13 protein-coding genes and 1 tRNA gene are annotated in these 12,861 nt (G+C 63.1%); 7 read left to right on the forward strand and 7 right to left on the reverse strand.

Annotated features, from left to right (window positions below):
• The first annotated feature begins 33 nt into the window (after positions 1-33).
• The 3 genes from DDA93_RS11870 (at position 34) to DDA93_RS11880 (ending at position 1,397) form a co-directional block, all read left to right on the forward strand.
• A tRNA-Val gene (locus DDA93_RS11870) sits at positions 34-110 on the forward strand.
• Between the two features lie 152 nt (positions 111-262).
• Positions 263-1,060, forward strand: a complete 798-nt coding sequence (locus DDA93_RS11875) for an SDR family oxidoreductase (protein ID WP_019484042.1) — start codon at positions 263-265, stop codon at positions 1,058-1,060.
• A 118-nt stretch (positions 1,061-1,178) separates the two neighbouring features.
• Positions 1,179-1,397, forward strand: a complete 219-nt coding sequence (locus DDA93_RS11880) for a hypothetical protein (protein WP_019484043.1) — start codon at positions 1,179-1,181, stop codon at positions 1,395-1,397.
• Positions 1,398-1,430: 33 nt separating this feature from the next.
• Here DDA93_RS11880 and DDA93_RS11885 read toward each other — a convergent pair whose 3' ends face one another.
• The 3 genes from DDA93_RS11885 to DDA93_RS11895 are packed head-to-tail and all read right to left on the reverse strand — an operon-like array spanning position 1,431 to position 4,548.
• The gene (locus tag DDA93_RS11885; RefSeq protein WP_026041235.1) at positions 1,431-2,135 is read right to left on the reverse strand and encodes a glycosyltransferase; all 705 of its coding nucleotides are present in this window, start codon (positions 2,133-2,135) and stop codon (positions 1,431-1,433) included.
• The gene (locus DDA93_RS11890; protein WP_116778889.1) at positions 2,132-3,493 is read right to left on the reverse strand and encodes a bifunctional PIG-L family deacetylase/class I SAM-dependent methyltransferase; all 1,362 of its coding nucleotides are present in this window, start codon (positions 3,491-3,493) and stop codon (positions 2,132-2,134) included. Before DDA93_RS11890 ends, DDA93_RS11885 begins: the two co-directional genes overlap by 4 nt.
• Positions 3,487-4,548 carry an acyl-CoA dehydrogenase gene (locus DDA93_RS11895; protein WP_237742161.1) on the reverse strand — a complete coding sequence of 354 codons (1,062 nt, stop codon included), beginning with the start codon at positions 4,546-4,548 and terminating at the stop codon, positions 3,487-3,489. The genes DDA93_RS11890 and DDA93_RS11895 overlap by 7 nt, the downstream gene beginning before the upstream one ends.
• Positions 4,549-4,679: 131 nt before the next feature.
• Between DDA93_RS11895 and DDA93_RS11900 the strand changes: the two genes are divergently transcribed.
• Positions 4,680-6,179, forward strand: a complete 1,500-nt coding sequence (locus tag DDA93_RS11900) for an FAD-dependent oxidoreductase (RefSeq protein WP_024477131.1) — start codon at positions 4,680-4,682, stop codon at positions 6,177-6,179.
• Between the two features lie 53 nt (positions 6,180-6,232).
• Entirely contained in the window at positions 6,233-7,351 is a 1,119-nt protein-coding gene (locus tag DDA93_RS11905; RefSeq protein ID WP_024477130.1) for a phosphate ABC transporter substrate-binding protein PstS, read from the forward strand.
• Between the two features lie 78 nt (positions 7,352-7,429).
• On the opposite strand, the gene DDA93_RS11910 is transcribed toward DDA93_RS11905, so the two are convergent.
• Positions 7,430-7,999, reverse strand: coding sequence for an SRPBCC family protein (locus tag DDA93_RS11910; RefSeq protein WP_116778890.1), 570 nt, complete (start codon positions 7,997-7,999; stop codon positions 7,430-7,432).
• 173 nt (positions 8,000-8,172) lie between these two features.
• Between DDA93_RS11910 and DDA93_RS11915 the strand changes: the two genes are divergently transcribed.
• Positions 8,173-8,652, forward strand: a complete 480-nt coding sequence (locus DDA93_RS11915) for a DNA starvation/stationary phase protection protein (RefSeq protein ID WP_019484051.1) — start codon at positions 8,173-8,175, stop codon at positions 8,650-8,652.
• Positions 8,653-8,707: 55 nt separating this feature from the next.
• On the opposite strand, the gene DDA93_RS11920 is transcribed toward DDA93_RS11915, so the two are convergent.
• Positions 8,708-9,520, reverse strand: a complete 813-nt coding sequence (locus DDA93_RS11920) for an enoyl-CoA hydratase-related protein (protein ID WP_116778891.1) — start codon at positions 9,518-9,520, stop codon at positions 8,708-8,710.
• 47 nt (positions 9,521-9,567) lie between these two features.
• Positions 9,568-10,467: a CPBP family intramembrane glutamic endopeptidase gene (locus tag DDA93_RS11925; RefSeq protein WP_133185505.1), complete on the reverse strand. Its 900-nt coding sequence runs from the start codon at positions 10,465-10,467 to the stop codon at positions 9,568-9,570.
• A gap of 128 nt (positions 10,468-10,595) precedes the next feature.
• On the opposite strand from DDA93_RS11925, the gene DDA93_RS11930 reads away from it, so the two are divergent.
• On the forward strand, positions 10,596-11,969 hold the full coding sequence (locus DDA93_RS11930) for a GH1 family beta-glucosidase (protein ID WP_024477127.1): 1,374 nt from the start codon (positions 10,596-10,598) through the stop codon (positions 11,967-11,969).
• A gap of 219 nt (positions 11,970-12,188) precedes the next feature.
• Here DDA93_RS11930 and DDA93_RS11935 read toward each other — a convergent pair.
• Positions 12,189-12,861, reverse strand: a 673-nt coding sequence (locus tag DDA93_RS11935; protein WP_133185507.1) for an HNH endonuclease signature motif containing protein, incomplete at its 5' end; no start/stop codon positions are given.

The following is a 12,861-nucleotide window of genomic DNA, read 5'->3' on the forward strand; positions in this document are numbered from 1 at the left end:
GCAACTGTCCGACCGCGTCTGGGTTGGGCGCGCGCCTGTGTAGCTCAGTCTGGTAGAGCATCCGCTTCACACGCGGAAGGCCCGGGGATCAAGGCCCCGCGCAGGCACCACCACCGGCTCTCCGCCAACGCGGGGGGCCGGTTTTGTGTCAACAGGCCGGATTTGTGTCAACAGCCCAGTTTTGGGTCTGCAGCCCGGATTTTATGCCCTAGGAAGGTCAGCACACTTGCTTTCCAGGGTCCTTCCTCGGAAGGATAGGGTGATGGCCTACACACCCAGCACTGCAATAGTCACCGGATCCGACTCGGGCATTGGCCGGGCCACGGCCCTGGCCCTCGCTGAGGCAGGTTGTGATGTCGGTATCACCTGGCACTCCGATGAGGACGGCGCCAACGAGACCGCGCGGTTAGTCCGTGAGTTTGGCCGTAAAGCGGTGGTGACCCGGTTGGACACCACTGATGCGCCAGCCTGCGGCGATGTGGTGGACCAGATGATCAGTGACCTCGGTGGACTTGACGTGTTCGTGAACAACGCTGGTGTCAACGGCGGGACCCCCTTCATGGATACCAGCTATGACGACTGGCGCGGCACCCTGGCAGCCAACCTGGATGGCGCATTTGTCTGCATCCAGCGTGCGGCGGCACAAATGATTTCCGCCGGGAACGGCGGCAGGATCATTGCCGTCACCAGCGTTCACCAGGAACAGCCGCGCGTGGGCTCCGCAGCCTACGATGCGTCAAAACACGGTCTCGGCGGGTTAATCAAGACGATCGCCCTGGAGCTGGGCGATCAGGGCATTACCGCGAACGCGGTCCTGCCTGGCGAAATTGCTACGGCAATGAACGATGCCGAGGACAAGGATCCCCACGACATTGACCGCCCGGGTATCCCCGTGGGCCGCCCCGGTGCATCGGAGGAAGTCGCGGCAGTGATCGCGTTCCTGGCATCACCGGCGTCGAGTTACGTCAACGGCGCCTCCTGGGTCGTCGACGGCGGCATGCTCCAGATGGGCCCGCAGGCCGGTTCCCACCTGACCAGCGGTAAGTGGCGCGCAGTCTGACGTTCCATGCCCGGGTGCCAGGAGCCACCCCGAACACTCAGGTGGCATTCACTTGCCGTTCAGACAGGCGCAGTACGTTGAAGGCATTAGCTTTCCGTATTGAAAGGACCCACCGACCATGGAAACTTCGTCTCCGTCCCGCGAGGGCATCTCGGACTGGTCCACCCTCCGCCGTGGGCAGCGGGTCGCGTTCAATCACGACAGCGATGGGCCCGTAGCGGGGGTTGTCGAGATGCGCACCGACGACGCCTCGGTGTTGTGGATTCAACTCAACGAAGGTGCCGGCCGCCGCCTCATCCATTGCGAAGACGGATACCGGCTCAAACGGGCTGACTGATCCCGAACCTCCTGTTCGCTCCGCTTTCCCTAATTACAGGGGAAGGTCCCGCAAATAGCCGGCGAACCCGCCGGATGTCCGGCCCGTTGTCCTGGCGGATGTCGTGGCCCTGATGGAGTCCACCGCAGCCCACCTCACCCCCAGCGATTTCAGCCGAGCGATCAGATCTGCATCCTCATGGATGTCCAGGGCAGCGAAACCACCGACCGCCAGGTAGCTGTCCGCCCGGAATCCCAGGTTCGCGCCGTGAACGTAGTCGTGGCCGTCGTCGAGCGGGTGAGCGGCATGCCAGGCGCGCTCCAGCGCGGCATCCAGGCCTACCGGGTTGGGAACCACCGTCCCCAGGATCAGTTCCACCCCCGAGGCGGCCAGCCGGCACTGCTCGACGAGCCACTGCCCGGGCACCTCAGTGTCGGCGTCGGTGTTCGCCACCCAGATCTGGCTGGCTGGCTGGCCGAGCTGAGCCACCGCGTGGGCGACCCCGGCCCTACGTGCCAATCCCACCGAGGCGAAGTCAACTGCCAGAGGCTGGGCAACTGGATACTCGGCCACCACCCGTGCCGAAGCGTCGGTACATCCGTCCAGGACCACGGTGACGGACAGGGCGACTGACGGGTACGCGTCGGCGAGCGCCCTGCCCGCCTCATCGAGAGCGGCCAGGCACCGCGGCAGGCTCTCCTCCTCGTTCCGGGCCGGGACGACGACCGCCACCGCCGCCGGCACGGACGACGCCTTCACAAGACACCGGTCGCTCTGGCCACCGACACCGCCGGTGGCCGCACCAGAAGGTCGATGCGGAAATCCTCTTCGCGGTGTTCTGCAAAAACAGCTAGTGACGAGGCTGAACGAAATAGTTCGTGGACGGTGTCCCCATCCAGTTCCCAGCCATCTATTGGGTGCCGCCAGTGGCACAGGAGAATGACCCCGTCGGCTGCCAGCGATGCGACCGCACGTGCCACGACATCCAGCAATTGTGTCCGGCTGAGGAAGTAGCCCACCTCGGAGATCACGATCAGGTCGAATTGCCCCGAGGGCCAATCCCGTGGCACGGACGCAACCCGGGCAGTCGCCTCGGGGTAATCGCTCAACCGTTCCTGCGTAGCCGCCACCGCCGTTGGACTGATATCCAGGGCAAGGAGGGAATCCGTGCGCGCGGCGAGCTCGGCGGAGAGTACACCGATTGAACAACCCAGTTCGAGTGAAGCCGCAAACCGTTCCCTCGGTAACAGCGCCAAAGCCACTGAACGTTTTCGTCGTTCATAGAAGCGGTCCTTGAGCCCCCACGGATCGTCGGTGTCGGCGTGCAGCCGTTCGAACACACCCGATGATGGGGTGGGGATGAAGGTCTCAAAACCGCGGGCGAAGTGGTCCAGGAACCCCGGGGCGAGCAGTGCTTCGTCTCCCGGCTCGTCGGACAGGGGCGCCGTCTGGCTCGCATGCATGAGCAGGGCCGACTGTTTGAGGGTTTGCTCATCGCCGGCAAGATCAAGGATTTCGAGCTGGTTCCATGGCACCTCGGAGGAATCCGGCGTCGCCCAGTGCCACAGCCACACCGGGTACTCAAGCAGCGGAAGGTTCAGTTCCGCTGCCAGCTGTGCCGCAGCCGTACCGCCAGCTTCGTGATCCCCGTGCCCGTCCCCCCGCCACGGGGCCACCAGCAAGGTGCGTTCGCCCGGACGCCCACCGGCGGCAACAATCCGGCGGAGCTGTTCGGCGAGCTCCTCGGCATCCAACCCGCCGTCGGGAAGGTTGAGGAAGTGCGTCCGTGCTGACGGTGCCAACAATTCGACGGCCTGCTCGAGTTCAATCCGCCGCAACTCGGCCAGCTGGACAGCAGTGTGGGTCGGGGAGTTCGGGTGGGACGCTTCGCCGTTGGTGGCGACCACAATATCCGTGGCAACCCCGGCGCGGGCCAGGCGTCGCACCAGCCCGGCTGCCCCAAGCGTCTCGTCGTCGGGGTGGGCCGCAACCACTATCACCCGTTCCGGCATTCGCCCATCGAAAAGGGCCTCAATACTGAGCCGGGCGTCGCTGCGCCAGTCCTGGCTCCAGCGGTGCTCGGGCGTTCCGGCGTCCTCGTGCGAAAAGGTCACCACGGTGCAACTCCGGTGTTCTGGAGCTGGCGGCCCAGGGCTGCTGCGTCCCGTTCGGCGTGGTGCTGGCGGAGATATACCTGCAGATCGGCCACCCTCCGGGCGTGGTCTTCCTCCAGGGCCAGGGGTGCCGGACCGAGCCCGTGGCCTACCATCCGAAGGATGGCTTCGGCAGCGTCGGCAACAACGCCCCTCACCCGCGCAGCCAGCAGCGCCCCGGCGGCACCGTGGGCCCGACCCGCGTCAATGTCGGTTGCAGCCGCCGCGAGCGCCCCCCGCGCGGCGTACAGGTGACGGTCCACCTCTCCGAGATACATCAGCGCTACCTGATCGGGGGTTCGTTCCCCCACTGAGCGCAGTAACCGCCGCGCAATGCCGACCGCTCCCCCATACCAACAGGCAGCCACCCCGAGCCCTCCCCAGGCAAACCCGTCGCGCTGCAAATACCAGTTGTCGGCACCTACGGGGCGGGCTGATGCCGCATCGAAGTCAATGGGGCCGCTGTCCACCGCTGCCAGCCCACGGCTAACCCAGGTACCGCGGATAGCCTGAACCGTCGGTTGGCGCAGGTCTACGCTGAAGGCGCGCCGTTCGCCATCCGGGACATGGGCCGTCACGACCGCGTAGTCCAGATTGCCCGCCAATGAGCACCAGGGTTTCCGCCCGGTCAGCTGCCAGTCGCCGTCGTTGTCGAAAGAGTGGTGCGCTTCCAGGCGGTGCTCGGGCGCCTCAGCGGCGAAGACCCCCCAGGTTCCCGCTGCGACTGACAGTTCGGCTTGCCGCAGGATGGCTACCGCGTCGAGGTGAGGTTCAATGGTGCGCGCCACCGACAGGTCGGCTGCTGCGATGGTGGCCAAGGTCTCCCACAGGGTCAGTGTGGATCCTCCGCCCGGCAACGGGGTCCGCGCACCAAGCTCGGCGGCAAGGGCGAGCGCCCGCGACACCGAGCCAGCCGCCGCGACAGCGCTCTCGTAAAGGGTGTCCTGGGTGTTTGACCCACTATCCAAAAGTACTGACCGCTTCGGCGTCGTCACAATATCCTCTTCATCTTGCGGCATGATAATCAGCATACTTACTCAATCCGGTGCCTGCCGTAGTCGAAGACACCGCGGGACATCTACGGGTCCTTGACTGGAACGGATTTTGGGAGTGGGCTTAGGTCCCACAACCCGACGGCAGAAGGCATCCGATGACATCCCTTTGGCAGGCAACCCGTCCGCAGTTCCCGGCCGACCCGTTCATGCCCGGCGCCACCTATGACTCAGTGGTGGTGGGTGCCGGGCTTACCGGAATCATTACCGCGCTGCTGCTGGCACGCTCAGGCCAACGGGTAGCAGTACTGGAGGCAAGGCGCGCAGGGGATGTCACCACCGGAAACACCACGGGCAAAATATCACTCCTTCAGGGGACCCAACTCTCCTCTATTATCCGGCACCATGACGCCGAGACAGCCCGCCACTACGTCACCGGAAACCTTGAAGGGCAATCCTGGTTGTTGCGGTTCTTCCGCGAGCACGGCATTCCGTTCGACACTCGGGACGCGGTCACCTACTCCGTCACCGACACTGGTGCTGCTGCGCTGAAAGCCGAACATGAGGCGTGCCTCGCGGCGGGGCTGACCCCGGTGCTGCAGGACGCCTCCTCCCTGCCGTTCGCCGTTACTGGTAGCCTCCGCCTCCCGGGGCAAGCACAGTTTCATCCCCTGCAGGGTTTGGCTGGACTAGCTGCTGACTTCAGGTCTCATGGCGGCCACCTGATTGAAGGAGTCCGGGTGGAGGGGATTAGCACCGGAAAATTGAAGGGGGACAAAATTGAGGTCAAAACCCCTCGCGGAACGGTGTGGGCTGAGCACTTGATCCTGGCAACAGGCACCCCCATTCTCGATCGCGGCGGACACTTCTCAGTCCTCACCCCTCAGCGGTCCTATGCCGTTGCTTTTGCCGTTGAGGGTCAGACCCTTGAGGGTATGGATGAGATGTTCCTGTCCATCGACGGACCGACACGTTCCCTGCGCACCGCCGTCGTCGATGGAAGGACGTACCTGATCGCTGGGGGCAATGGCCACCGCGTCGGCCGCGAAACCCATACGCAAGCCCTGGTCGATGATCTGGTGCGTTGGACCCAGCAACACTTTCCGTCGGTGAAGCCGGTTCATCACTGGTCGGCCCAGGACTACGAACCCGCATCAGCCGTACCCTATGTGGGCAAGCTCCCACTGAGTCGACACAACATTTACGCAGCTACCGGCTACAACAAGTGGGGCATGACCAACGCCGTCGCGGCGGCCTTGGCCTTATCGGCCGAAATTCTCGGCGGGCAGATGCCCTGGGCCAACAAACTGTATGCCACCCGCGTCGCCCGGCAGGACGCGCTCAGTACGGTCAAGACAAACGCCGGTGCCGGACTGGAACTCCTGAACGGTTGGCTTGGTGGCCTGGCGCGGACCAGCACCGTCAGCCCACCGGAGGGTCAAGGTGTGGTGGTCCGCAACGGCGCCCGCCCCGAGGGGGTCTGCGTGGTCGACGGCGTCACCCACCGGGTTTCGGCGGTCTGCCCTCATCTGGGCGGTGTTCTGGGTTGGAACGACGCCGAGAAGTCCTGGGATTGCCCCCTGCACGGGTCACGATTCACGGCAGAGGGAACCTTGCTGGAAGGCCCCGCCACCCGCGACCTCACTAAGGGCAGCTGACGCTGGAACCTGCCCAATTCGTTCACCCACTGTTCACCTGTATCGTAAATTAGGTGCTGCCTCACCCCACGCGTCGCCTTGCCCTCCTTGCCACCGCCGTCCTCGGCCTCTCACTCACCGCCTGCGGGTCCGACTATCCCCTGGGCCCCGAGCAGGAAGCCGCAGCCCAGCGCGCCAACTCAGACCTTCGAGGCACCATCACTGGCGCCGGATCCTCGGCGCAGGGTCCAGCAATGGACGGCTGGATATCAGGTTTCGGCACCCTTCACTCCCAGGCGCAATTGCAGTATTCCCCCGACGGCTCCGGTGCCGGGCGGGGGGCGCTACTTGCCGGAGCAGTGCAGTTCGCCGGCTCGGATGCTTACCTCAATGACGAGGAAATCGCCGAGTCCGCTGAGGCCTGCGGCCCAGACGGCGCGTTCAATATTCCGGCCTACGTATCGCCGATCAGTGTCACGTTCAACCTTCCTGGGCTCACCGAGTTAAACCTGGATGCACCAACCATCGCCAGCATTTTCCTGGGCGACATCGACAACTGGAATGATCCAGCCATTGCCGGACAGAATACCGACGTCGATCTACCGGACCTCCGGATTACCCCGGTCAGCCGGTCGGACGATTCGGGAACCACAGAGAACTTCACCGACTACCTCCACGAGACCGTTCCGGACCAATGGACCTTCGAAGCGGATGGCACGTGGCCCAGTGAGCTCGGGAACGAGAACTCCAAGGGCAACGCCGGTGTTGTAAGCACCGTCGCCGGCACCGAGGGGGCAATCACCTACGCTGACGATTCAGCTGTTGGCCCACCGCTGGGAAGGGCGAACCTGCTGGTGGGAAACGAATACGTGCCGGTCAGCACCGAAGCGGCAGCCGCCGCCGTCGACATCGCCACTCCGGTCGAAGGCCGGCCCAGCTACGACATTGCGCTGACCCTCGACCGGACCACCACCAAAGCGGACGTCTACCCGCTGATTCTGGTGTCCTATCACGTCTTCTGCACTTCGTACCCGGACGAGACAACGGTCAGACTCATCAAGGAGTTCGGCACCTACGTGGTTAGCCCCGAGGGTCAGGAGGCTGCCGCAGAATCGGCGAAAAGCTCACCCATTTCCGCCCAGCTCTCCGAACGCGCAACTGAGGCGATTGCCGGGATTACGGTCCGCGACTAGGTCAATCCCATTAGACGGCTTCGGCCGGATCTCCACTTATGCGTAGTTCCGGCCGAAGCTTTCTAACGTGAGTCCCGGCTAGCTCGGCGCGACGGTGGCGCGCGGGCCACCCGACTCGGGATCGTCCAGTGACGGATCACTGAGATCCGCTGCTCCGGCTGCGGCCGTCGAGGTCCCCGACGTGGTCCCTGACGGTGGCGCGTCAATGTCACCGCGCCAGGCCCCTGTCTCGGAGTTGTTGCTTTCGATGAACTCCTTGAAACGCTGGAGATCGGATTTCACCTGCCGATTGTCGGCGTTGACTACCGAGCCAATCTTTTCGGTGAAGGTCTCTGGATGCCAGTCCAACTGGACAGCAACACGGGAGGTGGTGTCGTCAATCCGGTGGAAAGTAACCACTCCTGCGTGGGACTTTCCGTCGACGCTCTTCCAGGCAATTCGCTCATCGGGGTGCTGCTCGGTGATTTCGGTGTCGAACTCTCGTTCCACACCGCCGATCTTGGTGACCCAGTGACTACGAGTGTCAGATGTCTGGGTGATCGATTCCACCCCGCCCATGAACTGGGGGAAGGTTTCGAACTGCGTCCACTGGTTGTAGGCAGTACTCACGGGTACTGATACGTCGATGGATTCCTGGACTGTCGTCATATGGGTTCCTCCTGTAAGTTCCACAATCAGTGAACTACTAAGTAAACTGATTATATTCCTTGCCGCTGGATTTCAACAACATCCGCGGTCTAGGCTGAAGATTGATCCAAACCTCGCACCCGGCGCTTTCCCAGCACCGGGGGAGGGCAGGTTCTACCCACAGGAGGAAAAACATGAAGGCTTCCAAAACACTGACTGACAACATGCAGGCCGTGCTGGTTGAGCTCATCGAGCTGCACCTACAGGGCAAGCAGGCGCACTGGAACGTCGTCGGCAAGAACTTCCGCGACATGCACCTGCAGCTGGACGAGATCATCGACGACGCCCGCCTGTTTGCCGATCAGATGGCCGAGCGTATGCGCGCCCTGCACGCCGTTCCTGATGGCCGTAGCGGTTCGGTAGCGAAGGGCACCACCCTCAACCAATTCCCGGCCGGTCTGGTCTCCACCAAAGACACGGTCACCATGGTTGTTGCCATGCTCGAAGGCACGGTAAAGACCATGCGCGACGTGCATGACCAGATCGACGAGGAAGACCCCACCACCGCCGACATTCTGCACGCCTTCATTGAGAAGCTTGAGCAGTACGCCTGGATGGTTGACGCAGAGAACATGGAACCGACCGCAACGGTTACCCAGCCTGCAAAGGCCTAGTTCAGTAAAGTCTTCGTCCAGCAAAGCCCTGGTACAGCAAACCTGCCTTCCCCGATTAGTTACCGGGGAAGGCAGGTTTTTCTTTGCCAAGGAACGCCCGGGTTCCTTCGCGCATGTCTGACGTGGTGAACGCCTGCTTGAATGAATCAGCCTCGATCGCCAGTCCGTCGGAGGTGGGCCGGCCTTCAACGCGGGCCATTGTTTCCTTGACCGCTGCGATTGCGGTGGGAGAGTGCCCGGCGATTTCGGCGATAGTTTTCCCAGCCGCGGCCAGCAACGCTTCCCGATCACCAAAAACCGCGTTGACCAAACCAAGGCGTTGAGCCTGTTCGGCCCTGATGCGCCGCCCAGTGAACAACAGTTCCCTGGCCTGGGACGGTCCCACCCGCTGCTGCAATCTCACTGAACCGCCAAATCCGGGAACCAGGCCCAGGCTCACTTCGGGTTGCCCAAACGAAGCTGATTCTGTGGCATAGATGAAGTCGCAGGCCAGCGCCAGCTCGCATCCCCCGCCCAGGGCGAATCCGTTGACCGCTGCAATTACGGGCACCGGGAGCGACTCGAGCCGGAGCGTGAGTGCCTGCATCCTGGTGCTGTAGTCCCACGCCTGGCCGGGTGTCATGGCTGTCATTTCACGGATGTCGGCCCCAGCGGCAAATGCCTTCTCCCCCGCGCCGGTGATCACGACCCCCCGGACCTGCCAGCCGTCGTCGTTCCTGAATTCCCCTTCGAGAACGTTCAGAAGATGGTCCAGATCATCGACGACCTGGGTGGAGAGGGCGTTCAGCGCCTCGGGCCGATTGAGGGTGATCGTTACCACCGACTGAGCGTAGCTAGCCTGGATGGTTGAATATTCCTTAAACTGCATATTGGTTTCCTGTCGACGGTGGCGGCGTGGGTTGTAGCCGAAAATTCCTAGGGGAGCAGCTCCGGCGGAAGCGCTAGAAGCAGGCCGATGGCTGTTCCGTTGAAAACGACGTGGGTTACGATTGCTGGCCCCAGACGGCCAGTCCAGACGGTTAGGAATCCGCAGATCACCCCAACCGTAAACGTGCCGACGAGGAGATAGATCGACGATCTCAGGTCCCCTACCGCGCCGGTGTGCAAGAGGCCGAAGGCGAGGGAACTGACCAGGATCGCCACAACCGTTGCAGTCGTCAACGACCGCTGCGGAGTCGCGGTCGAGACCCGGCCCTTCGCTGAGCCTTTCAGCCACCATGCGTTCTGCACAGCTCGCAGGACCAGTCCGCGGTTGAAGAGTTCCTCAAGGAAAGGCGCAATGAGGGCTCCGCCGAGGACGGCGTTCACAAAGATCCAACCGCTGTCGCCAGTGAGAAAGATTTCCGCGTTACCTTGCAGCATCTCGCCCTCGCCCAGCGGCCAGAGCAGAGTCATGATCACCTGAACTAATGCCAGGATAATGCGGGCCGCGATGCCGATTCCGAGTCCTATGGCCAGGTCAATCCATTTGAATCTCAGACCGAAGTCCCTGGCAAGCGAACCAAATCCCCACACCCTTGAGGCCAGAACACTGCTCCCCAGCAGGGCAAGCCAGGTGAAGCAAAGTGAAGCGAAGACTAGTTCAGGTCCGAAGCTGAGCACCGAAGAGAGCGCTAGCGTGCCGCCCAGGGGAAGGGCCAACACCAGAAGCAATCCCACTGCGGCCTGCCAGAGTCCCCACCCGGGCTTCAGTGGGCCCGCCGGACCAAGCTGTGCGGGGTTCGCAAATCGGGCTGACACCCGTGCCGTGTCTGGGACATTCGAGGGGATCATTGCCTGTGCGCCGTGGTGGTCGGGGGTGGGGTTGATGCGCATATCCAGCACACTACCTCCCTGCCTCTCTGCAGCCAGCCAGCAAGTTCACAGCGTCAAGGCATTGACGCATCGGGGTCAGTGGGATTTAGGTGAAGGGATCAGGCTGAAAGCCCATAAAGGAGCGCACCGTGACCAGCTTTGGATTGCCGCCCGGGTTTGTGTTTGGGACGGCGACGGCCGCAGCCCAGATTGAGGGTGGCGTCCACGAGGGTGGCCGCGGTGAGAGTATTTGGGACGCGTACGCCAGGACTCACAGGAACATCCTGGATGCGTCGAGTGCGGCCATTGCCTGCGACCATTACCACCGGTATGCGGAGGATTTTGACCTGCTCAGGGAGTTGGGTGGGCAGGCGTATCGGATGTCGATCGCGTGGCCACGTATTCAACCCCTCGGACGCGGACCGGCCAACCCCGAGGGTATCGCCTTCTACCACCGGCTCCTCGATGCCCTCCTGGACCGTGGTATTCAGCCGTGGGTGACCATTTATCACTGGGACCTGCCCCAGGCGCTGCAGGACGCTGGCGGGTGGCAGAACCGCGACACCGTTGATGCGTTCGCCGACTACACCCGGATTCTTCGGGATGAGTTCGGCGACAAGGTAGCGGCCTGGATGACCGTCAACGAGCCGGTGGTCCACACCGGCGTCGGACACGCAATTGGCCGTGCCGCGCCGGGACTGATGATGCTGGGCAGTGCCTTCGTCGTGGCGCATCATCTTCTCCTGGCTCACGGTAACGCCGTGCGTACCCTTCGGGAGACCCTTTCCTCGCCGGTGGGTATCGTGAACAATCATTCGCCGGTGCAGCCAGCCACCGGCTCAGACCGGGACGCGCGTCTTGCGGTCCTTTACGACCAGTATCACAACGGCCAGTTCGCTGGGCCGGTCCTGACCGGCAGGTATCCACCGGAACTCGAGGAGGTGGACGGAATCTCCTTTGAGGTGATCCACGACGGTGACATGGAGATCATCTCCACCCCCCTGGACTTCTACGGCGTCAACTATTATTTTCCGACCCGGGTGGGTGCGGCTCCCCCGTTTTATCCGGTGCCGTTCGCTCCCAAAGAATTTGTGGGAGTGCCGGTCACCGACTTTGGCTGGCCGGTGATGCCCGCCAGCCTGCTCAGAATTCTTAAGCAACTGAAAGCCGCCTATCCCCGGCTGCCCCCGGTATACATCACCGAAAATGGTTGCGCTTACGACGACGGCCCGCAGGGTGGGCTTCAGGGATCAGGGGGCGCGCTGCAGGACACCCGCCGGATCGACTTTCTGGAGCAGCATCTCGCCGCCGTCGGAGAGGCGATCGCGGCTGGAATTGATGTAAGGGGTTACTTCCACTGGACCTTGCTGGATAACTGGGAGTGGCAGGAGGGGTACACCAAGAAGTTTGGTCTGGTGCGGCTGGAGCCAGCGACGCTGGAACGGGTACCACGGGCGTCCTTCCACAGATATGCCGAAATTATCCGTTCAGCGGGTAGTCCCACCAACGCCTACCCATCCTGACCGGTCTGAGCCCGTCCACGTCCGCCTTGCCGCCTTAGCGCCTTAGCGCCGATTGATTAGTCTGGCGGCCTGGCTGGCTTGGAGCGTCGCGGGTCGCGGGTCGCCCGATCTCACAGTTGAGCGATGGGGTCTGGACCCGCGTGCGGGCAGCGCGTGTGGGGCAAAAAGGTCGTCGCCACTGTACCTTTACCGACAGGCGTCGCTAGCCGCAACAAATCACTAAAAGGGCGGAGGTATGTCGGGTGGTGGTGCTGGTGGTGGGTCGGCTGTGGTGAGGTAGGTTTCGCCGGCAGGCGAGATTGCGATGATGGTCCCGGGTTCGGGTTGTTGGTAGTGCCAGTAGCCTTCGGTTTTGAACATGTGGTGACGTTTACACAGGGCCGCCAGATTCCCGTAGCTGGTTGTGCCTCCTTGGGACCAGGGGGTGGTGTGGTCGAGTTCGCAGAACACCGCCAACCGGTTACATCCCGGATGCCGACACGTCCCGTCCCTGACCCGGACCGCATCCTTCAGGTCCTGCGGGACCCGGTACGTGGTCGCATCAGCGCCAAGCCTGGCCCCGGTGAAGGGGTGGGTGAGGATCCTGGTGAACGATGGTGCGTGCCCGGCGAGCTTCCGTGCCGTCTCGGGATCAATCGGCCCGTAGCCTTCCAGCTCACCGGGAGCATCCCCGCCGAGGAGAGTCATCACCGGGACGGTGACGAACACCTTCGCCTGCACACCCCAATACGTGCTGGCCTCCCCCGACTGGCTGGATCCGCTGGACCCGGTCGATTTGCTGTCGCTCTTGCCATCGTTGCCGCCGTTGTCCTCGGCGCCCGTTTCATGATCGCCGGTGGGTCCGGCGCTGGTCAGAACGTCCACTAGAACATCGGCGCGTAACTGGGTGAGA

The sequence above is a fragment of the Arthrobacter sp. Bz4 genome, assembly GCF_003075455.1.
In the GTDB taxonomy this organism is placed as follows: Bacteria; Actinomycetota; Actinomycetes; order Actinomycetales; family Micrococcaceae; genus Arthrobacter_D.

Bases quoted from the DNA above. Each gene is read 5' to 3' on its own strand.
- DDA93_RS11920 (WP_116778891.1), bottom strand. From the start codon at position 9,520: ATGCAGTTTAAGGAATATTCAACCATCCAGGCTAGCTACGCTCAGTCG.
- DDA93_RS11895 (WP_237742161.1), bottom strand. From the start codon at position 4,548: ATGCCGCAAGATGAAGAGGATATTGTGACGACGCCGAAGCGGTCAGTA.
- DDA93_RS11880 (WP_019484043.1), top strand. From the start codon at position 1,179: ATGGAAACTTCGTCTCCGTCCCGCGAGGGCATCTCGGACTGGTCCACC.
- DDA93_RS11900 (WP_024477131.1), top strand. From the start codon at position 4,680: ATGACATCCCTTTGGCAGGCAACCCGTCCGCAGTTCCCGGCCGACCCG.
- DDA93_RS11875 (WP_019484042.1), top strand. From the start codon at position 263: ATGGCCTACACACCCAGCACTGCAATAGTCACCGGATCCGACTCGGGC.
- DDA93_RS11925 (WP_133185505.1), bottom strand. From the start codon at position 10,467: ATGCGCATCAACCCCACCCCCGACCACCACGGCGCACAGGCAATGATC.
- DDA93_RS11915 (WP_019484051.1), top strand. From the start codon at position 8,173: ATGAAGGCTTCCAAAACACTGACTGACAACATGCAGGCCGTGCTGGTT.
- DDA93_RS11910 (WP_116778890.1), bottom strand. From the start codon at position 7,999: ATGACGACAGTCCAGGAATCCATCGACGTATCAGTACCCGTGAGTACT.